We start from the raw sequence: 18,748 nt of genomic DNA on the forward strand, positions 1-18,748 counted from the left end.
TAATTCACAACCGAAGCCCAATGTGGGAGCGAGCCTGCTCGCGATGGAAGCGACTCGGTTTTAAGGCAGGCGCAAAGTCACTTCAACGCCACCGTCGACATTACCGATGCTTACCGTTCCACCATGCAACTTGACCACCTCTTCAACGAAGTTGAGCCCCAACCCCGTGCTCTTGCGCCCGCTGTCCGGTCGCGGCAGTGAATAGAAACGCTCGCTCAGTCGCGGCAACGCATAGTCGGGAATGGCCTCAGCCTGGTTGAACAGCCTGAACTCAATTTGCTCCCCAATGCGCTCAGCACTGAATCGCAACAAACCCTGAGCCGGGGTGAAATCCAACGCGTTCTCCAGCAGATTGCCCAGCGCCTGACGCAACAGGAACGGTTCACCGGTCAGCACCAGATCCGCTGCAATGGTTTGTTCCACGCGCAATTGCTTGCCTTCGATGCGCGCCGCCTGAGCGCTCAGCAACTCATCTACCAACTTCGCCAGCGGCACCGCCACCCGCTCTTCCAGCCCTTGGCGTTGCTCGACCAGGGCCAGATTCAACAGGCGCTCGATCAACTGCTGCATCCGCGCGCTTTCGCTGTCGATGTTGCTGACAAAACGCTGCTGCTGGGCCAGCGGCATCTCGCCTTGCAGCAACTCCGCTGCGCCGCGAATCGCCGCCAGCGGGCTTTTCAGTTCGTGGGTCAATGTGTGCACGTAACGCTCAACGTAGGCTTTGCCTTCGAGTTGCGTGCGCATCTGCTCCACCGCTGTCGCCAGTTGTTCCAGCTCGCCGCCACGGTAGTGCGGAACCTCGACCCGCCGGCCTTCACTGACTGCCTGTGCATAAGCCGTCAATCGCCGCAGCGCCGCGCTCAACCACCACGACAACAGCGCGCCGAACAGCAGACCGAGGCCGATCAGCCCCGCACCCCAGGCAAGCAATCGCCGTTCAGTGCGATCAACGTATGGCTGCAACGAGCTGTTGGGTTTGGCGACGGTGACCACGCCGATGATCTGGCCGTTGTCGCGAATCGGGGCACCGACGTGCATCACTGAGGAGTTCGGATCGTCCGGATCGCTGCGGCTGGAACGAGCGCCGTATTCGCCTCGCAGGGTCAGTAATACGTCGTTCCAGCGCGAGTAATCCTGCCCCACTGCCACACCGCTGGAGTCCAGCACCACAATGCCCTTGGCATCGGTGACGTAGATCCGGTGGTTGACCTGATTTTTCGGCAATCCCCAGATGTTCGCCTTCGGTTGCCGTTCGCCATAAGCCTTGAGCAGCTCGGGCCAGCGGTTCTGATTCAGGGTGCCGGCCTTGAAGTCGTCGCGCAGGATTTCGGCCATCAGGTTGGCGGTGTCGACCAGCGTTTCTTCGGTGGACTGGCGCACGCCGGGACGGATTTCTTCCATCACGGTGTTCAGCACGAAGTAACCGGTCAGGCCGATAAACAGCACGTAGACCAGGAATATCCGAATCCCCAGAGGCATCAGCTATGCCCCGGGTTGTAGCTGTAGCCGAGGCCGCGATGGGTCTGGATCGGTTCCGCGTCGGCCTTCACCTGGCGCAATTTGGCGCGCACGCTCTTGATGTGGCTGTCGATGCTGCGCTCGTAACCGGCATCGGCGGCGACGCCCAGCGCATCGAGCAATTGCTCGCGACTGAAGACCCGTTCGGGTTGGTCCAGCAGGCATTGCAGCAGACGAAACTCATGGCGGGTCAGGGTTAGAAGCTGACCGCGGTAGCTGATCTGCACTCGTTCGCCGTCAATGCGAAACAGCGCCGATGGCACCTCGGCTGTCGCTCGCGGCGCCATGCGCTTGAGAATCGCCCGGACCCGCGCCGCCACTTCCCGAGGGCTGAACGGCTTGACCACATAATCGTCGGCACCGATTTCCAGGCCCACGACGCGATCGATTTCGGCATCACGGGCACTGAGAAAAATCACCGGCACTTCGCTGAAACGCCGCAATTGCTTGCAGGTCTCGAAGCCGCTGATGTCCGGCAGACCAATGTCGAGAATGATCAGGTCAGCCGGGGTCTGGCGCTGATGCTCAAGCGCAGCGGCGCCAAGGCTCAGCCAGGTGGTGGTGAAGCCCTCACCCTGCAAGGCGAAAATCAGGGTGTCGGCAATCGCTGCTTCGTCTTCGACAATCAGGATATGAGGCATGGCGTCCGAGCCCGGGAGTTAAGTGGGCGAACGGTGCCCCAAGGCTCACGTCACGTCAATGAGACCACTTGAAATCAGCAGTCGGGTTTGTCCGCGGTAAAGCGCCGTGCCGGGTTCACCGCCGCGCCGAACTCACGTAAGGCTTTGGCACCGATCAACAATGGATAGTTGAAGCTGCTGCGGTCGGTGAGGTTGACCTCAACGGTGCGCTTGACGTTGCCCAGGCACAGTTCCAGATCGACCACCGGACGCTTGGTGGGTTCGACCGCTTCCTTGTCATCCTCATCTTCTTCGGAGCGGGTCTTGATCTTGCTGATCCGCGCGACCTTGTGTTCGTAGACCTTGTTGCTCGCGCCTTTGGTGGCGAGGCGGAAACGCACCCACTCGTCGCCATCGCGGGTAAAGGTTTCGATGTCTTTGGCCGACAGCGACGCGGTCAGGGCGCCGGTGTCCATCTTGGCCTTGAGGACTTCGCCACCGATTTCCGGCAGCGCGATGTATTCGTAGCGCCCGTACAGGGTCGGCTCAGCGGCCAGGACCGGCAGGGCCACGAGGGAAAGCAGTGCAAGGAGGGATTTCACGTAATGGGCTTCCTTGAGGAGTGGGCAGCGGAATTTTAGACCGTTGCCTTTGAATTCGTTCGGCGTCTGCAAAACCAAAGATCAAAAGATCGCAGCCTTCGGCAGCTCCTACAGGTGTACGGCGTGCTTTTGTAGGAGCTGCCGAAGGCTGCGATCTTTTCAGCCGACCTCCAGCATAGCGGTCCATAGGTGAAACATTCGTCGTCACCGATTTGGCCTGCCGTCCGAAGCTGCTTATCATTGCGCGCCCAAATGCTTTCAAGAGTTACTTATGCGCCGCCTGCTCACCGGCTGTTTCGTTACCCTGCTGCTGTTGCTCAACACCTTGGTCCTGTTCGGGCCGCTGATGGTGTTCGCCTTGCTCAAACTGGTCCTGCCCGGGCGCTTGCGTGATTACGCGTCATGGACGGTGATGGGGATCGCCGAGACCTGGGCCGAAATCGACAAGCTGATTTTCCGCCTGTGCATCCCCACGCAATGGGATATCCGTGGCGGTGACGACCTTCGGGTCGACACGTCGTATCTGGTGATCAGCAACCATCAATCCTGGGTCGATATCCCGGCGTTGATCCAAACGCTGAATCGCCGCACACCGTTCTTCAAGTTCTTCCTCAAGAAAGAGCTGATCTGGGTGCCGTTCCTCGGGTTGGCGTGGTGGGCGCTGGATTACCCGTTCATGAAACGCTACACCAAGGCATTCCTGGCGAAGCATCCTGAGCTGGCCGGCAAGGATCTGGAGATCACCCAAGCGGCGTGCGAGTTGTACAAACGTCAGCCGGTGACGGTGGTCAATTACCTGGAAGGCACACGCTTTACCGCTGCGAAACGTGCCCAGCAGCAATCACCCTTCACCCACCTGCTCAGGCCCAAGGCTGGCGGCGTGGCGTTTGTTCTGGCGGCAATGGGCGAACAGCTGGACGCCGTCCTTGATGTGACGGTGGTGTATCCGCAGCAGACGATTCCGGGGTTCTGGGATTTGCTCAGCGGCAACGTGCCGAAAGTCATCATCGACATCAAGACCCGCGAACTCGACCCGGCACTGTGGCAGGGCGATTACGAAAACGATCCGCAGTTTCGCGAAACCATCCAGAACTGGGTCAACCAGCTCTGGATCGAGAAGGACCAGCGCATCGACGCGTTGCGCGCCGAGCGCCGCTGAATCAGGTACCGGTGCCTGCGCCCCAGATCCCGCCCAGGTTTGTCAGCAGCGACCCGCCGACTCCCTGCTGACCGAAAAATTGCAGAAGCACGGGGGCAAACAGGCCGATCATGCCAGTGTCCATGCCCAATGCGTTGAAGGCACTGTTCAGGTCGTTGGTGTTATTCAGGTTGCCCAAGACGTTGTCCAGACCTGCCGCTTTACCGGACGAGCCAAGCAAGCCGCTGAGGAGGCCCAGTTGACCGCCACCGGAGAGTAAGTCGATTCCGGGCACGCTTTTGGCCAACTCCGAGTAGTCGGTCGAACTCAATTGATTCTTCGCCAGACCGAGCATCGCCCCGGCACCGCCAATGGCTTGTTCTGGCGTCACGTTCAATTGGCTGAGCGCACTCAGCAGACCGGCCGTCTGCGCGGTCATCGCGGTCGGCGCGGCCGCGGCGGCGTCATCGTCCTGCGTGCCAGAGATGGCATTGGCCGCATCGAACAGGCTGAACTGAGCAAAGACCGGACTGGCCGCCAGACACATCAGCGAAGCCAGTGCAAAACCGCGTGAAATCTTCATTCAGACATCCTCATGTGCCATGAAAACCGCCCGGCAATGGGCAGCGAAAAACCGTGTGTTGGACTGGCATCCCAGGGGATTGTTCCGAGTCTTGGCGAGCCCCCGACGAACAGTCGAAAAAGAATTGACCGGCGCTGCATCCAGTCTGGTCCCGCCCGCGTATATCAAGCACGGACAGACATTCCTGGCCGATTCCCTGCACGAGGATCATCACCATGAAACGCACTTCGATCAAAACGCCGTTGATTGCCAGCCTGCTGACCCTGGCCCTTGGCGGCGGATTCGTCCTGAACACTGTGCAAGCGGCAGACACGAGCCACGCGGTCATCGTCGGCGGCCAGAGCATGATGCCGAGCAAGGACATCATCGATAACGCGGTGAACTCCGCCGACCACACCACCCTGGTCGCCGCCGTGAAAGCCGCAGGCCTGGTGGACACCCTCAAGGGCAAAGGCCCGTTCACCGTGTTCGCCCCGGTCAACTCGGCCTTCGCCGCCCTGCCGGCCGGCACGGTCGATACCCTGCTCAAACCCGCCAACAAGGCGACCCTGACTCACGTGCTCACCTACCACGTGGTCGCCGGGAAGCTCGACATGATCACCCTGGCCGAGAAGATCAAGGCCGGTGGCGGCACGGCCGAACTGACCACCGTCGCAGGCGGCAAGCTGTGGGCAATGATGAACGGTCCGCACAACATCACGATCAAGGATGAAAAAGGTGACGTCGCCGACATCACCACCTATGACGTGTACCAGTCCAACGGCGTGATTCAGGTCATCGACAAAGTACTGATGCCGAAAAGCTGAGGCGTGCCGCCGACCCTGCGCATCAGGGTCGGCGGTTTCCGAGGTGGCCGCCCATGAATGGAACTACCACGCACCGTGAACTAACCTCTGCCTGCAACCGGCACCTCACCCAGCCCGCTTCGATTGCCCGGAGAACTGCCATTCCCATCGCCGACGCCGATCAGCTCAGGCAGCTTCTGGCCCAGTGTTCACTGGGCGACCGCCGCGCTTTCGAGACGCTTTACCGCAGCGTCGGCCCACGGCTGCATGGCGTAGCGCTGCGATTCATGGGGCGGCCGGATCTGGCTGAAGAAGTGCTGCAGGAAAGCTTCGTGCGCATCTGGAACAACGCCTCGCGCTACGAGGCGCACCTGTCGACGCCGCTGACCTGGATGATCAACATCACCCGTCATCAGGCCATCGATCAGTTGCGCAAACACCGCGACCGGCCGTTGAGCGACCTTGAAGAACAGGCGCTGGTGGACGAAAGCCCATCGGCCCACGAACAACTCAGCAGTGCCCGTGAGGCCAACGCCTTGAATCGCTGCCTGGAAAGCCTCGACGGCATGCAGCGTCAATCGATCACCGTGGCTTACTTTCAGGGGCTGTCCTGCTCTGAGCTCGCCGAACACCTGGCCGCGCCGCTGGGCTCGGTGAAATCCTGGATCCGCCGCGGTATGGAGCGACTGCGTAGGTGCCTTGAATCATGAACTATCAAACCCCGACCTTGCGCCGCGCCCTCGCCGCCGATTACGCCATTGGCTTGATGCCCTCTGCCGCTCGTCGACGTTTCGAACAGTTGTTGTTGGAGGACGCAGCACTGCGCGCGGAACTAGCGCAGTGGCAGGAAAGCCTGGCCAGTTTGACCGAAGCGCTGCCCGAGCAGCCGGTGCCGGATCGGGTGTGGCAGGGAATTACGGCGCGGATTGAGCCGCAAGTGCTGCACATGCCGGAAAAGCGACCGTTCTGGAGCTGGTTGCGAGTGACGGCTGCGGTTTGCTCGCTGGTGATCGCCGTGACGTTGGGTGTGATCTATAACCGCGACAGTGCGCGTTACAGCGCCACGCTGCTGACGGCCGACGCGCAGCCTGCGCTGAAGGTAGAAGCGCATGAGGATTATTTGAACGTTGAGCCGCTGACGCTGGCAGCGGTTGACCCGGGGCGAAGTCTGGAGCTGTGGGCGATTCCAGCGGATGGCAAGCCGATTTCCCTTGGTGTGATCCCGGCGGGCGGCAAGGGGCGCGTAGAGCTGAGCGATACGCAGAAGACGTTGATCGGCAAGCCGATTGCGTTGGCGGTGAGTCTTGAGCCGCAGGGTGGTTCGCCGACGGGGCAACCGACGGGACCGGTGTTGTATCAAGGGGCGTTGGCGGCCTTGTAAACCACCCCTCACCCTAGCCCTCTCCCGGAGGTAGAGGGGACTGACCGAGTTGTTCTTTCGATGTACATCGACCTGAAAGTCCGAGTCGAACTCAGGTTTGAAAAGCATAGAGATCGGCCCCCTTTCCCCCTCTCCCCGCCGGGGAGAGGGCTGGGGTGAGGGGTGGGTTTCGAATACGACAAACCTCTCGATCTGCCAACATCAAAAACACAAAAAAGGCGACCCGAAGGTCGCCTTTGTTTTGCGTGAAGCCTTACGCTGCGCTGAACAGTTTGTGCGGATCGATCACAAACTTCTTCGGCACGCCCGCATCGAACTCGCCATAACCACGTGGCGCGTCATCGAGGCTGATAACTTCCACACCCACGATGTCGGCAATGTGGATACGGTCCCACATGATCGCCTGCATCAGCTGGCGGTTGTACTTCATCACTGGCGTCTGGCCGGTGTGGAAGCTGTGGGATTTGGCCCAGCCCAGACCGAAGCGGATGCTCAGGCTGCCCATTTTCGCGGCTGCATCGACTGCACCCGGATCTTCAGTCACGTACAGGCCTGGGATACCGATTTTGCCGGCAACCCGAACCACGCCCATCAGCGAGTTGAGCACGGTGGCCGGAGCCTCGTGTTTCACGCCGTCATGGCCATGACCACGCGCTTCGAAGCCCACGGCGTCGACGGCGCAATCCACTTCAGGCTCGCCCAGCAGTGCAGCGATCTGTTCGTGCAGCGGGGTGTCCAGGGACAGGTCGGCGATTTCGAAACCCTGAGCCTTGGCGTGCGCCAGGCGGACGGTGTTGACGTCACCGATGATCACCACCGCTGCGCCCAACAGGCGAGCGGAAGCGGCAGCAGCCAGACCGACAGGACCGGCACCAGCGATGTACACGGTGCTGCCCGGGCCAACGCCCGCCGTCACTGCGCCGTGGTAACCGGTCGGCAGGATGTCGGAGAGGCAGGTCAGGTCGCGGATTTTTTCCATCGCGCGATCGCGATCCGGGAGTTTCAGCAGGTTGAAGTCGGCATACGGCACCATCGCGTATTCAGCCTGGCCGCCGGTCCAGTCGCCCATGTCGACATAACCGTAAGCACCGCCCGGACGCGCCGGGTTAACGCTCAGGCAAACACCGGTGTGCATTTCCTTGCAGGAACGGCAGCGCCCGCAAGCCACGTTGAACGGTACGGACACCAGGTCGCCGATTTGCAGGTTTTCGACGTCGCTGCCCTTCTCGATCACTTCACCGGTGATCTCGTGGCCCAGAACCAGGCCGGTTTGAGCGGTAGTACGGCCACGCACCATGTGCTGGTCGGAACCACAGATGTTGGTGGAAACCACACGCAGGATGACAGCGTGGTTAATCTTCCTGCCGCGCGGGTCCTGCATTTTTGGATAGTCGATTTTCTGTATTTCGACTTTGCCATTGCCGAGATACACCACACCACGATTGCCAGACATGCTTTCACCTCGCTGTTGTTTTTATGTAGCGGTCGCGTCGCCATGGAACGGCGGCGCGTTGATTGCTCGGGTTATTGCTTGTGTGTCTTGTGTTGTTTGTAAGGGCCTCATCGCGAGCAGGCTCGCTCCCACAATGGATCTTTGGTGTGTCCGGGGTTTGTGCACTGACACAAATCCCTGTGGGAGCGAGCTGCTCGCGATAGCGATCTAAAGAACGACCGTCCGATTGGCGTTCAAAAACACTCGTCGTTCAATGTGATAACCAACGGCCCGGGCCAGCGTCAGCCCTTCGATATCCCGCCCCTTGGCGATCAAATCTTCCGGGTAATGACTGTGGTCCACAGCCTCTACGCCCTGGGCGATGATCGGGCCTTCGTCCAGGTCGTTGTTGATGTAGTGCGCCGTGGCGCCGACCAGTTTCACGCCCTTGTTGTAGGCCTGGTGATAAGGCTTGGCGCCCTTGAAACCCGGCAGCAGGGAGTGATGGATGTTGATCGCCTTGCCGTCGAGTTTGCGGCACAGCTCTGGCGACAGGACTTGCATGTAGCGGGCAAGAATCACCAGTTCGGCGCCGGACTCTTCGATCACCTGCCAGACCTGACGCTCCTGGGACGGTTTGTCGTTCGGGTCCAGCGGGAAGTGGTAGTACGGAATCTGGTGCCAGTCCGCCAACGGCTTGAGGTCCGGGTGGTTGGAAACCACGGCGGCCACGTCCATCGACAATTGACCGATGCGCTGGCGGTAGAGCAAATCGTTGAGGCAGTGATCGGCCTTGGAGACCATGATCACCACTTTCGGGCGGTAGTTCGGCGCGGTCAGTTCGAAGATCATGCCGAAGGCTTGGCCGCGTTCTTCGAGGCCGGCGCGGAAGGCTTGTTCGTCGAAGCCGTCGGGCTGGCGGAATTCCACGCGAATGAAGAAACGGCCCGAAAGCCGATCATCAAAGGAATGGTGCTCGGTGACGTAGCAGCCCTGCTCGAACAGAAAGCGGGTCACCGCGTCCACGGTGCCGAGAACGCTTGGGCAGTCGGCGGTCAGAATCCATGTGTCTGGGGCGCGGCTCATAGTGCGGTGACTCCTATCTGATCGTTCCCACGCTCTGCGAGGGAACGCCGCCATGGACGCTCTGCGTCCGCTTTGGGACGCGGAGCGTCCCGGGATGCATTCCCACGCAGAGCGTGGGAACGATCGTTACGCCTGGACGCTGAGGCCGTATTCAGCCGCAGCATCCTGCAACCACAACCACCAGTAATCCGAGAAGCTGCGACGAATCAGCAGTTCCCAAGTGTCCTCAGCGGTGTGGCGAATCATCAGTTGCGACTTGGCAAACACGGTGCCCACAGCCTTGCCCACCGGGAAGCTGTTGGGGTGCACGTCGTAGCTGGTGGACTTCATCAGCACCTGGCGCACGTTCGGGCCGCTCAGTTCGAGGAGCTGCTGGCCGCCGCTGACGTTGGTGATCGCGATGTGCAGGTCGCCCAGCGCTTTACGCAGTTTTTGCTCGGCGGCGAACTCTTCACCGGTCGGCACGATCAGCAGCCATTCATCCGGCCCCATCCATTGCAGGCTGGTTTCGCCTTTGACGACGACGGTCAGCGCACCCGGCAATTCGATACCGAGGGCTTTGTGCACACCGGCAGCGAACGCCGCATCATGGCCATCGCCACGAATGGTCAGGTGGCCGAGGAGTTTTTTCTCACGCACGATCACGCCGGCGCTTTTGCGGCCCTTGCCCACCAGGCTGGCGAGGTCGGCGTGATGCAGCGACGACTCGGCCTTGGCCCCAGTGGTTGGGCGTTGTTGGTAAACATTGGCTGCGGTCATAAAGCACCTTTCTTTTGTTGATCGTTCCCACGCTCTGCGTGGGAATGCCGCCATGGACGCTCTGCGTCCGCTCTTGGGACGCGGAGCGTCCCGGGATGCATTCCCACGCAGAGCGTGGGAACGATCGACTTATACGTTCTGGCGATCACCCTTTGGATCGAAGAACACCGAAGAAACGATTTCTGCCTCGATCACGCTGCCATCGGCCAGCGGTGCGAACACACGCTCACCCATGCGCTTCAACCCGCCCTTGACCACACCCATGGCAAACGAATAGCCCAGGGAGTTGTGCAAATAGCTGGAGGTGACGTGACCGACCATGGTCATCGGGATCGCTTGCTTGGTGTTGAACACCAGTTGCGCCCCTTCTGGCAGCCATTTGGTCGGATCGATCGGCTTCAGGCCAACCAACTGTTTGCGCTGATCACGCACGCAGTCTTCGCGGTTCATGCCACGCTGGCCAATCCACGAGAAAGGTTTAGTGCGACCGACACACCAGCCCATGTTCAGGTCGTCCGGGGTCATCGAGCTGTCAGTGTCCTGGCCGACGATGATGAAGCCCTTCTCGGCCCGCAGCACGTGCATGGTTTCGGTGCCATATGGCGTCAGGTTGTACTTCTTGCCAGCATCAACAATTTTTTCCAGCACGCCCATTGCATAGTCGGCTTGCACGTTGACTTCGTACGACAGTTCACCGGTAAACGAAATCCGGAATACCCGCGCCGGCACACCGCCGACCAGACCTTCTTTCCAGGTCATGAACGGGAACGCTTCGTTGCTCAGGTCGATGTCGGTGACTTCGCTGAGCAGCTTGCGGCTGTTCGGCCCGGACAAGGTCATGGTTGCCCAGTGATCCGTCACGGAGGTGAAGTACACCTTCAGGTCTGGCCATTCGGTCTGGTGGTAGATTTCCAGCCATTGCAGCACGCGTGCAGCGCCGCCGGTGGTGGTGGTCATCACGAAGTGGTTGTCGGCGAGACAGGCGGTTACGCCGTCGTCGAAGACCATGCCATCTTCTTTGCACATCAGGCCGTAGCGGGCCTTGCCCACGTCGAGCTTGGTCCAGGCGTTGGTGTAGATGCGGTTGAGGAACTCACGGCAATCCGGGCCCTGGATGTCGATTTTGCCCAGGGTCGACGCGTCCAGCAGGCCGACGCTGTCGCGCACGGCTTTGCATTCGCGTTTCACGGCGGCGTGCAGGTCTTCACCGTTTTTCGGGAAGTACCAAGGACGCTTCCATTGACCGACGTCTTCGAACTCGGCGCCGTTCTTCACGTGCCAGTGATGCAGCGCGGTGAAACGCACCGGTTCGAAGATGTGCCCACAGTGACGACCGGCCACAGCGCCGAAGGTGACCGGCGTGTAGTTCGGGCGGAACATGGTGGTGCCCATCTGCGGGATGGTCACGTTCAGCGAACGGGCGGCAATGGCCAGACCGTTGACGTTGCCGAGCTTGCCCTGGTCAGTACCGAAGCCCAGTGCGGTGTAGCGTTTGACGTGCTCGACCGACTCGAAGCCTTCGCGGGTTGCCAGTTCGATGGCGGCCGCGGTGACGTCGTTTTGCAGGTCGACGAATTGCTTCGGCGCACGTGCGGTGTTCTTTTCGTGCGGCACCTGGAACAGCGCCAGTGTTGGCTCTTCCAGACGGCTCAGGGCTTTCGGCAAGGTGCCTTCGACCACGCTGAAACCGGCTTCGCTGGCTGCGCGAGCGCCGCCTTCAAAACCATCGGCCAGGGAATCGCCGAGACCATAAACGCCGTTGATGCCACCGACGCACACGCGCTTCTGCGGTGCTTCGCCCGGTACGAAACCGAGGATGTCTTCACGCCAGATCGGCTTGCCACCCAAGTGCGACGCCAGGTGAACCACCGGGCTGTAGCCGCCGGAGCTGGCAACCAGGTCGCACTCGAGCCACTCACCAGGACTGGTCACGGTGTGCGCTTTGACATCGATCGCGGCAACGCGAGCGGCGGTCACGTGCTTGCTGCCACGGGCCTCGATCACGGCGCTGCCGGTCAGGATGCGGATGCCTTTGGCGCGTGCTTCTTCAACCAGCGCACCGCGCGGATTGCTGCGGGCATCGGCGATGGCGACGACTTGCAGGCTGGCGTCGAGCCAATCCAGAGCAACGCGATAGGCGTGATCGTTGTTGGTCGACAGCACCAGTTTTTTGCCCGGTGCCACGCCGTAACGACGCACGTAAGTCGACACAGCGCCGGCGAGCATGTTGCCCGGCACGTCGTTGTTGCCGTAAACCAGCGGACGCTCGTGAGCACCGGTCGCCAGCACTACACGCTTGGCGCGAACGCGGTGGATGCGCTGACGGACCTGGCCAATCGGGGCGCGGTCGCCGAGGTGATCGGTCAGGCGCTCGTGAATGGTCAGGAAGTTATGGTCGTGGTAACCGTTGACTGTGGCGCGCGGCAACAGCAGCACGTCCGGGGTGTCTTTCAGTTCGGCGATGACGCTGGCGATCCATTCGGCAGCAGGCTTGCCGTCGAGGCTTTCGCGGGAGTCGAGCAGGCTGCCGCCGAACTCTTCCTGTTCATCGGCGAGGATCACACGGGCACCGCTGCGGGCAGCCGCCAGTGCAGCAGCCAGGCCAGCAGGGCCACCGCCGACGATCAGCACGTCGCAGTGCTGGTTCATGTAGTCGTAGGTGTCCGGATCGTTCTCGGTCGGCGAGCGGCCAAGACCGGCGGCCTTACGAATGTACTTCTCGTAAGTCATCCAGAACGATTGCGGGTACATGAAGGTTTTGTAGTAGAAGCCCGGCGGCATCAGCTTGCCGCCGACCTTGCCGAGAATCCCCATCATGTCGTTGTTCACGCTCGGCCAGCCGTTGGTGCTGGTGGCGACCAAACCTTGATACAGCGCTTGTTGCGTGGCGCGTACGTTCGGGATCTGCGTGGCTTCGGTCGCGCCGATCTGCAGCACAGCGTTCGGCTCTTCGGCGCCGGCGGCAAAGATGCCGCGCGGACGGGAGTATTTGAAGCTGCGACCGATGATGTCCACACCGTTGGCCAGCAAGGCTGCGGCCAGGGAGTCGCCCTCAAAGCCTTTGTAGCTCTGGCCGTTGAAGGTGAAGCTCAGCACTTTGTTGCGGTCGATCCGTCCGCCGTTGGACAGGCGATTGATCTGGCTCATACCTTCTCTCCCAGAGCCGTGGCGGCCGCTTTCGGGCTATCGGTCTTGTCGGTGAATTGTGGCTTTGCACCGATCTTGTAAGTCTCGAGGATCTCGTAGGTCACGGTGTCACGGGTGGCGTTGAAGTACTGACGGCAACCGGCGACGTGATCCCACAGCTCGTGGTGCAGACCGCGAGGGTTATCGCGGAAGAACATGTAGTCGCCCCACTCCTCGTCGGTGCAGTTGGTCGGATCCAGTGGACGCGGGATGTGCGCCTGGCCGGATGCGTGGAATTCCTCTTCGGAGCGCAGTTCGCCGCAGTGAGGACAGAAGATATGCAACATGGGGATTTCTCCTGTTAGTGGGCAACCGCAGCAGCGCCGTGTTCGTCGATCAACGCACCGTTGTGGAAACGGTCGATGGAGAAAGGTGCAGCCAATGGGTGCATTTCACCCTTGGCCAGACTCGCGGCAAACACGTTGCCCGAGCCAGGTGTTGCCTTGAAGCCACCGGTGCCCCAACCGCAGTTGAAGAACATGTTCGGCACCGGGGTTTTCGAGATGATCGGGCAGGCGTCCGGCGTGGTGTCGACGATGCCGCCCCACTGACGGTTCATGCGCACGCGGGACAACACCGGGAACATCTCGACGATGGCCTGAATGGTGTGCTCGATCACCGGGTACGAACCACGCTGGCCGTAGCCGTTGTAGCCGTCGATGCCGGCGCCGATCACCAGGTCGCCCTTGTCGGACTGGCTGATGTAACCGTGTACGGCGTTGGACATGATCACGCTGTCGATAATCGGCTTGATCGGCTCGGACACCAGCGCTTGCAGCGGATGCGATTCGATCGGCAGACGGAAACCGGCGAGTTTGGCCATGTGCCCGGAGTTACCGGCGGTCACCACACCGACGCGTTTGGCGCCGATGAAACCTTTGTTGGTTTCAACACCGATGCACACGCCGTTTTCCTTGCGGAAGCCAATCACTTCGGTCTGTTGAATCAAGTCCACGCCCAAGGCGTCGGCGGCACGGGCAAAGCCCCACGCCACGGCATCGTGACGGGCCACGCCGCCGCGACGCTGGACGGTAGCGCCCATCACCGGGTAGCGAGTGTTCTTCGAGCAGTCGAGGTACGGAATTTCGTCGGCGACTTGTTTGGCATCGAGCAGTTCGCCATCGACGCCGTTGAGGCGGTTGGCGCTGACCCGACGCTCGGAATCACGAATGTCTTGCAGGGTGTGGCACAGGTTGTAAACGCCACGCTGGGAGAACATCACGTTGTAGTTCAGGTCCTGGGACAGGCCTTCCCACAATTTCATTGCGTGTTCGTACAGGTGCGCCGACTCGTCCCACAGGTAGTTGGAGCGAACGATGGTGGTGTTGCGCGCGGTGTTACCGCCGCCCAGCCAGCCTTTTTCGACCACGGCCACGTTAGTGATGCCGTGCTCTTTGGCGAGGTAGTAGGCGGTCGCCAGACCATGCCCGCCACCGCCGACGATGACCACGTCATAGACCTTTTTAGGGGTCGGCGTGCGCCACATCTTCTGCCAGTTTTCGTGATGGCTGAGGGAGTGTTTGAAGAGGCCGAAGCCCGAGTAGCGTTGCATAGTCATTTACTCCAAAACCGCGCTCAGCGATAAACCGGGAAGTCCGCGCACAGGGCCGAAACTTGCTGCGCAACATTGGCCTCGACATCGGCGTCGCCGAGGTTGTCGAGGATGTCGCAGATCCAGCCGGCAAGCGTGACGCACTGGGTAACCTTGAAGCCGCGAGTGGTCACCGCCGGGGTGCCGATGCGCAGGCCGGAGGTCACGAACGGCGACTGTGGATCGTTCGGGACAGCGTTCTTGTTCACGGTGATGTGGGCGCGACCGAGTGCTGCATCCGCCTCTTTGCCGGTGAGGCCTTGACGGATCAGGCTGACCAGGAACAGGTGGTTATCGGTGCCGCCGGACACTACATCGTAGCCGCGTTTGATAAATACGCCGGCCATGGCCTGGGCGTTGTCGATCACTTGTTGCTGGTAGGCCTTGAAACCAGGCTCCAAAGCTTCCTTGAAGCACACGGCCTTACCGGCAATCACGTGCATCAGCGGGCCGCCCTGGGCACCCGGGAAGACTGCCGCGTTGAGCTTCTTCTCGATTTCTTCGTTGGACTTGCACAGGATCAGGCCGCCACGTGGACCGCGCAGGGTCTTGTGGGTGGTGGTGGTGACCACATCGGCGTACGGCAGCGGGTTCGGGTACAGGCCGGCAGCGACCAGACCTGCAACGTGAGCCATGTCGACGAACAGCAGCGCACCGACCTTGTCGGCGATCTGACGGAAGCGTGGGAAGTCGAGGGTCTTGGAGTAAGCAGAGAAGCCGGCGACGATCATCTTCGGCTTGCACTCGACGGCCAGGCGCTCGACTTCGTCGTAGTCGATCAGACCGGTTTTGGTGTCGATGCCGTACTGCACGGCGTTGTACAGCTTGCCCGAGGACGACACTTTGGCGCCGTGGGTCAGGTGACCGCCGTGGGCCAGGCTCATGCCGAGGATGGTGTCGCCGGCCTGCAGCAGAGCCAGGTACACGGCGCTGTTGGCCGAGGAACCGGAATGCGGCTGCACGTTGGCGTAATCAGCACCGAACAGTTGCTTGGCGCGTTCGATGGCCAGCGCTTCAACTTTATCGACGTGCTCGCAGCCACCGTAGTAGCGCTTGCCCGGATAGCCTTCGGCGTATTTGTTGGTCAGGCCACTGCCTTGCGCTTCCATGACGCGTTTGCTGGTGTAGTTCTCTGACGCGATCAGCTCGATGTGATCTTCCTGGCGTTGCTCCTCGGCATTCATCGCCGCCAGCAGTGCATCGTCGTAACCCTGGATCTGGTCTTGCTTGCTGAACATCGCGTCTCTCCCAGCGGCATCTATGCGCCATTCGTCTCGGTAAGGCACTGGTGTTTCGACAGTGCCCTTTGAATGCGATGGTATGACCGGCGCAGACAGGCCAAATGCCTACGGACGCCACGCAAAGGTGCGTTTACGACATGGCGGAGAATGGCATGCCGAACACACTCTCCAAACCAGCAGAGATCCCCTGTGGGAGCGAGCCTGCTCGCGATGACGGTGAGTCAGCAACATTGATGTCGCCTGACACTCCCTCATCGCGAGCAGGCTCGCTCCCACAGGGGTTAGGCGATGACCTGTCGCACTGCGAGCAACAGTAGAAAGTGCAACGGATACAAGGCATACGCCCAGCGGCGCATTGGAGGCGGCGGCTTAAGCTGACCGGCGTAACGCAGCAAAAGCAGGCCGGCCAGTGGCGCAATCAGACAAGCGGCGATGCCGAGGATGGCTTCAACATTGTGAAACCGCGCGGACAGAACCAGGGAAACGCCAACCGCCCCGGCACATACAGCAGATCGACGGAATAACCAACATATCGCAGGTGATCGAGCACCATGCTCAAGAGCGCCAGCCACTTGAGCAGATCCAGTGCCCCATCCCTTTGCGTCCTGTGCATAATTGCCCGTCGTCTTTGTATTTTTCTGTCAGACGCATCGCGTGTGCTCTCCGGATGATCTTCGGTAAAGTGCGCACCATCATTGACCACGAGATTCTTCACCATAAGAGTCTCGACCACGGAAAGCAGGGCCATGACCGATAAGAGCCAACAATTCGCCAGCGACAACTATTCCGGTATCTGCCCTGAAGCCTGGGCTGCCATGGAACAGGCCAACCACGGCCACCAACGCGCCTATGGCGACGACGAATGGACGGCACGCGCGTCAGACGATTTCCGCAAACTGTTCGAAACCGACTGCGAAGTATTCTTCGCCTTCAACGGCACCGCGGCCAACTCCCTGGCCCTGTCGTCGCTGTGCCAGAGTTACCACAGCGTGATCTGCTCGGAAACCGCCCACGTCGAAACCGACGAATGCGGCGCACCGGAATTCTTTTCCAACGGTTCCAAGCTGCTCATCGCCCGCACTGAGAACGGCAAGCTGACCCCGGAATCGATCCGCGAAATCGCGCTCAAGCGCCAGGACATCCACTACCCGAAACCGCGCGTCGTGACCCTGACCCAGGCCACCGAAGTCGGCAGCGTCTACACCCCGGAAGAAATCCGCGCCATCAGCGCCACGTGCAAAGAGCTGGGCCTGAACCTGCACATGGACGGCGCGCGGTTCTCCAACGCCTGCGCGTTCCTCGGCTGCTCGCCAGCGGACCTGACCTGGAAGGCCGGTGTCGACGTGTTGTGCTTCGGCGGCACGAAAAACGGCATGGCGGTAGGTGAGGCGATTCTGTTCTTCAACCACAAACTGGCCGAAGACTTCGATTACCGTTGCAAACAGGCCGGGCAACTAGCGTCGAAAATGCGCTTCCTGTCGGCGCCTTGGGTCGGGATTCTGGAAAACGACGCCTGGCTCAAATACGCCCGCCACGCCAACCACTGCGCGCAGTTGCTGGCTGAGCTGGTGAGCGATATTCCAGGCGTGGAACTGATGTTCCCGGTGCAGGCCAACGGCGTGTTCCTGCAACTCTCGGAACCGGCCATCGCTGCACTGACGGCCAAGGGCTGGCGCTTCTACACCTTCATCGGCAACGGCGGCGCACGCTTCATGTGCTCGTGGGACACCGAAGAAGAACGCGTACGGGAATTGGCGGCGGATATTCGCGAAGTCATGTCCCGGTAAAACCCGCCAGCCTACTGATCGTTCCCACGCTCCGCGTGGGAACGATCAATCGGGGCGCACGCCTTGGTCTACATTAATCTGCTCAGATAACAATAATCAGGAGCGCACGCATGTCATTGAAAGGCAAAACCCTGTTCATCACCGGTGCCAGTCGCGGGATTGGTCGTGAGATCGCGCTGCGGGCTGCGCGGGATGGAGCCAACATTGTGATTGCCGCGAAAAGCGCCGAGCCGCACCCCAAGTTGCCGGGCACGATTTTCAGCGTGGCCAAGGAAGTCGAAGCCGCGGGCGGCAAGGCGCTGGCCTTGCAGGTGGATGTGCGTGATGAAGTCGCGGTGCGCGAGGCTCTGGCCAAGGCCAACGAGCATTTCGGCGGCATTGATGCGCTGATCAACAACGCCGGGGCGATCAAACTGACCGGGGTTCAACACATCGAGCTCAAGCGCTTCGACCTGATGCACCAGATCAACACCCGCGCCGTGCTCCTGTGCAGCCAGGCCGCCCTGCCCTATCTGAAGAAAAGCGGCGGACACATCCTCAGCCTTTCCCCGCCACTGAATCTGGCGAGCAAATGGTTTGCGCAGTACAGCCCTTACACCGTGACCAAATACGGCATGAGCATGCTGACATTGGGCATGAGTGAGGAGTTTTCGGCCTATGGCATCAGCGTCAATTCGTTATGGCCGCAGACGATGATCGCCACCGCCGCCATCGAGTTTCAGTTGGGGTCACGCGAGTCGTTCAAGCATGCGCGCACGCCCGCGATCATGGCCGATGCCGCCCATGTGATTCTGAGCAGCAGCGGTCGCAGCATTACTGGGCGATTGCTGATTGATGAGGAAATCCTGGGTGAACACGGGGTGACGGATTTTGAACCGTATCGGTTCGCGCCTGACACCACCGACCCGCTGATGCCGGACCTGTTTGTCGACTGAAGAAACAACCGATCAGAAAAGAATACAAAACCTGCTCGCGAAAGCGCCGGATCAGTCAACATCAATGTTGAATGTCAGTACGTCTTCGCGAGCAGGCTCGCTCC

At 60.7% G+C, this 18,748-nt stretch carries 17 protein-coding genes and 1 pseudogene; 6 read left to right on the plus strand and 12 right to left on the minus strand.

All coding sequences use genetic code 11. The features are described from left to right. Positions 1 to 60 precede the first annotated feature (60 nt). From creC to rloA2, 3 genes are all read right to left on the minus strand, one after another. Positions 61 to 1,479, minus strand: coding sequence for a two-component system sensor histidine kinase CreC (gene creC / locus ACYZTZ_RS25615; RefSeq protein WP_462000051.1), 1,419 nt, complete (start codon positions 1,477 to 1,479; stop codon positions 61 to 63). Then, positions 1,479 to 2,159 carry a two-component system response regulator CreB gene (gene creB, locus ACYZTZ_RS25620; protein ID WP_462000052.1) on the minus strand — a complete coding sequence of 227 codons (681 nt, stop codon included), beginning with the start codon at positions 2,157 to 2,159 and terminating at the stop codon, positions 1,479 to 1,481. The genes creC and creB overlap by 1 nt, the downstream gene beginning before the upstream one ends. A 74-nt stretch (positions 2,160 to 2,233) precedes the next feature. Next, positions 2,234 to 2,740 carry a retropepsin-like aspartic peptidase RloA2 gene (gene rloA2 / locus ACYZTZ_RS25625; protein WP_033053442.1) on the minus strand — a complete coding sequence of 169 codons (507 nt, stop codon included), beginning with the start codon at positions 2,738 to 2,740 and terminating at the stop codon, positions 2,234 to 2,236. A 271-nt stretch (positions 2,741 to 3,011) separates the two neighbouring features. On the opposite strand from rloA2, the gene ACYZTZ_RS25630 reads away from it, so the two are divergent. Beyond that, on the plus strand, positions 3,012 to 3,899 hold the full coding sequence (locus ACYZTZ_RS25630; protein ID WP_462000053.1) for an acyltransferase: 888 nt from the start codon (positions 3,012 to 3,014) through the stop codon (positions 3,897 to 3,899). A 1-nt stretch (position 3,900) separates the two neighbouring features. On the opposite strand, the gene ACYZTZ_RS25635 is transcribed toward ACYZTZ_RS25630, so the two are convergent. Further along, on the minus strand, positions 3,901 to 4,461 hold the full coding sequence (locus tag ACYZTZ_RS25635; RefSeq protein ID WP_462000054.1) for a DUF2780 domain-containing protein: 561 nt from the start codon (positions 4,459 to 4,461) through the stop codon (positions 3,901 to 3,903). A gap of 215 nt (positions 4,462 to 4,676) precedes the next feature. Between ACYZTZ_RS25635 and ACYZTZ_RS25640 the strand changes: the two genes are divergently transcribed. From ACYZTZ_RS25640 to ACYZTZ_RS25650, 3 genes are read left to right on the plus strand one after another with little or no spacing between them, the layout of a single operon-like run. Beyond that, entirely contained in the window at positions 4,677 to 5,267 is a 591-nt protein-coding gene (locus ACYZTZ_RS25640) for a fasciclin domain-containing protein (RefSeq protein WP_223431240.1), read from the plus strand. Between the two features lie 53 nt (positions 5,268 to 5,320). Further along, on the plus strand, positions 5,321 to 5,956 hold the full coding sequence (locus ACYZTZ_RS25645; RefSeq protein ID WP_462000055.1) for a sigma-70 family RNA polymerase sigma factor: 636 nt from the start codon (positions 5,321 to 5,323) through the stop codon (positions 5,954 to 5,956). Continuing rightward, entirely contained in the window at positions 5,953 to 6,627 is a 675-nt protein-coding gene (locus ACYZTZ_RS25650) for an anti-sigma factor (protein ID WP_462000056.1), read from the plus strand. The genes ACYZTZ_RS25645 and ACYZTZ_RS25650 overlap by 4 nt, the downstream gene beginning before the upstream one ends. A gap of 253 nt (positions 6,628 to 6,880) precedes the next feature. On the opposite strand, the gene fdhA is transcribed toward ACYZTZ_RS25650, so the two are convergent. The 8 genes and pseudogenes from fdhA to ACYZTZ_RS25690 form a co-directional block, all read right to left on the minus strand. Continuing rightward, complete coding sequence (gene fdhA, locus ACYZTZ_RS25655; protein WP_007947729.1) at positions 6,881 to 8,080, minus strand: formaldehyde dehydrogenase, glutathione-independent; 1,200 nt, start codon at positions 8,078 to 8,080, stop codon at positions 6,881 to 6,883. Positions 8,081 to 8,287: 207 nt separating this feature from the next. Continuing rightward, positions 8,288 to 9,145 (minus strand): formyltetrahydrofolate deformylase, encoded by an 858-nt coding sequence (purU, locus tag ACYZTZ_RS25660; RefSeq protein WP_008147101.1) that lies wholly within the window; start codon positions 9,143 to 9,145, stop codon positions 8,288 to 8,290. 126 nt (positions 9,146 to 9,271) lie between these two features. Beyond that, positions 9,272 to 9,904 carry a sarcosine oxidase subunit gamma gene (locus tag ACYZTZ_RS25665; protein ID WP_056741252.1) on the minus strand — a complete coding sequence of 211 codons (633 nt, stop codon included), beginning with the start codon at positions 9,902 to 9,904 and terminating at the stop codon, positions 9,272 to 9,274. A 129-nt stretch (positions 9,905 to 10,033) separates the two neighbouring features. Beyond that, positions 10,034 to 13,051, minus strand: coding sequence for a sarcosine oxidase subunit alpha (locus ACYZTZ_RS25670; RefSeq protein WP_462000057.1), 3,018 nt, complete (start codon positions 13,049 to 13,051; stop codon positions 10,034 to 10,036). Then, positions 13,048 to 13,377, minus strand: a complete 330-nt coding sequence (locus tag ACYZTZ_RS25675; RefSeq protein ID WP_123368610.1) for a sarcosine oxidase subunit delta — start codon at positions 13,375 to 13,377, stop codon at positions 13,048 to 13,050. The genes ACYZTZ_RS25670 and ACYZTZ_RS25675 overlap by 4 nt, the downstream gene beginning before the upstream one ends. Positions 13,378 to 13,391: 14 nt before the next feature. After that, positions 13,392 to 14,642 carry a sarcosine oxidase subunit beta gene (locus ACYZTZ_RS25680; RefSeq protein WP_007947735.1) on the minus strand — a complete coding sequence of 417 codons (1,251 nt, stop codon included), beginning with the start codon at positions 14,640 to 14,642 and terminating at the stop codon, positions 13,392 to 13,394. Positions 14,643 to 14,665: 23 nt separating this feature from the next. Then, positions 14,666 to 15,919: a serine hydroxymethyltransferase gene (gene glyA, locus ACYZTZ_RS25685; RefSeq protein ID WP_033053962.1), complete on the minus strand. Its 1,254-nt coding sequence runs from the start codon at positions 15,917 to 15,919 to the stop codon at positions 14,666 to 14,668. 284 nt (positions 15,920 to 16,203) lie between these two features. Continuing rightward, a pseudogene (locus ACYZTZ_RS25690) lies at positions 16,204 to 16,535 on the minus strand (TraX family protein). 133 nt (positions 16,536 to 16,668) lie between these two features. On the opposite strand from ACYZTZ_RS25690, the gene ACYZTZ_RS25695 reads away from it, so the two are divergent. Then, positions 16,669 to 17,709: a threonine aldolase family protein gene (locus tag ACYZTZ_RS25695; RefSeq protein ID WP_046045314.1), complete on the plus strand. Its 1,041-nt coding sequence runs from the start codon at positions 16,669 to 16,671 to the stop codon at positions 17,707 to 17,709. A gap of 110 nt (positions 17,710 to 17,819) precedes the next feature. After that, on the plus strand, positions 17,820 to 18,644 hold the full coding sequence (locus ACYZTZ_RS25700) for an SDR family oxidoreductase (protein ID WP_462000058.1): 825 nt from the start codon (positions 17,820 to 17,822) through the stop codon (positions 18,642 to 18,644). Positions 18,645 to 18,748 lie beyond the last annotated feature (104 nt).

Source organism: Pseudomonas sp. LB3P58, from assembly GCF_054897895.1.

What these genes read in the sequence shown, in the direction of transcription:
- ACYZTZ_RS25700 (WP_462000058.1), top strand. Translation starts at nt 17,820, where the DNA reads ATGTCATTGAAAGGCAAAACCCTGTTCATCACCGGTGCCAGTCGCGGG.
- fdhA (WP_007947729.1), bottom strand. Translation starts at nt 8,080, where the DNA reads ATGTCTGGCAATCGTGGTGTGGTGTATCTCGGCAATGGCAAAGTCGAA.
- ACYZTZ_RS25635 (WP_462000054.1), bottom strand. Translation starts at nt 4,461, where the DNA reads ATGAAGATTTCACGCGGTTTTGCACTGGCTTCGCTGATGTGTCTGGCG.
- ACYZTZ_RS25665 (WP_056741252.1), bottom strand. Translation starts at nt 9,904, where the DNA reads ATGACCGCAGCCAATGTTTACCAACAACGCCCAACCACTGGGGCCAAG.
- ACYZTZ_RS25650 (WP_462000056.1), top strand. Translation starts at nt 5,953, where the DNA reads ATGAACTATCAAACCCCGACCTTGCGCCGCGCCCTCGCCGCCGATTAC.
- ACYZTZ_RS25680 (WP_007947735.1), bottom strand. Translation starts at nt 14,642, where the DNA reads ATGCAACGCTACTCGGGCTTCGGCCTCTTCAAACACTCCCTCAGCCAT.
- glyA (WP_033053962.1), bottom strand. Translation starts at nt 15,919, where the DNA reads ATGTTCAGCAAGCAAGACCAGATCCAGGGTTACGACGATGCACTGCTG.
- creB (WP_462000052.1), bottom strand. Translation starts at nt 2,159, where the DNA reads ATGCCTCATATCCTGATTGTCGAAGACGAAGCAGCGATTGCCGACACC.
- ACYZTZ_RS25630 (WP_462000053.1), top strand. Translation starts at nt 3,012, where the DNA reads ATGCGCCGCCTGCTCACCGGCTGTTTCGTTACCCTGCTGCTGTTGCTC.
- ACYZTZ_RS25645 (WP_462000055.1), top strand. Translation starts at nt 5,321, where the DNA reads ATGAATGGAACTACCACGCACCGTGAACTAACCTCTGCCTGCAACCGG.
- creC (WP_462000051.1), bottom strand. Translation starts at nt 1,479, where the DNA reads ATGCCTCTGGGGATTCGGATATTCCTGGTCTACGTGCTGTTTATCGGC.
- purU (WP_008147101.1), bottom strand. Translation starts at nt 9,145, where the DNA reads ATGAGCCGCGCCCCAGACACATGGATTCTGACCGCCGACTGCCCAAGC.
- ACYZTZ_RS25675 (WP_123368610.1), bottom strand. Translation starts at nt 13,377, where the DNA reads ATGTTGCATATCTTCTGTCCTCACTGCGGCGAACTGCGCTCCGAAGAG.
- ACYZTZ_RS25670 (WP_462000057.1), bottom strand. Translation starts at nt 13,051, where the DNA reads ATGAGCCAGATCAATCGCCTGTCCAACGGCGGACGGATCGACCGCAAC.
- ACYZTZ_RS25695 (WP_046045314.1), top strand. Translation starts at nt 16,669, where the DNA reads ATGACCGATAAGAGCCAACAATTCGCCAGCGACAACTATTCCGGTATC.
- ACYZTZ_RS25640 (WP_223431240.1), top strand. Translation starts at nt 4,677, where the DNA reads ATGAAACGCACTTCGATCAAAACGCCGTTGATTGCCAGCCTGCTGACC.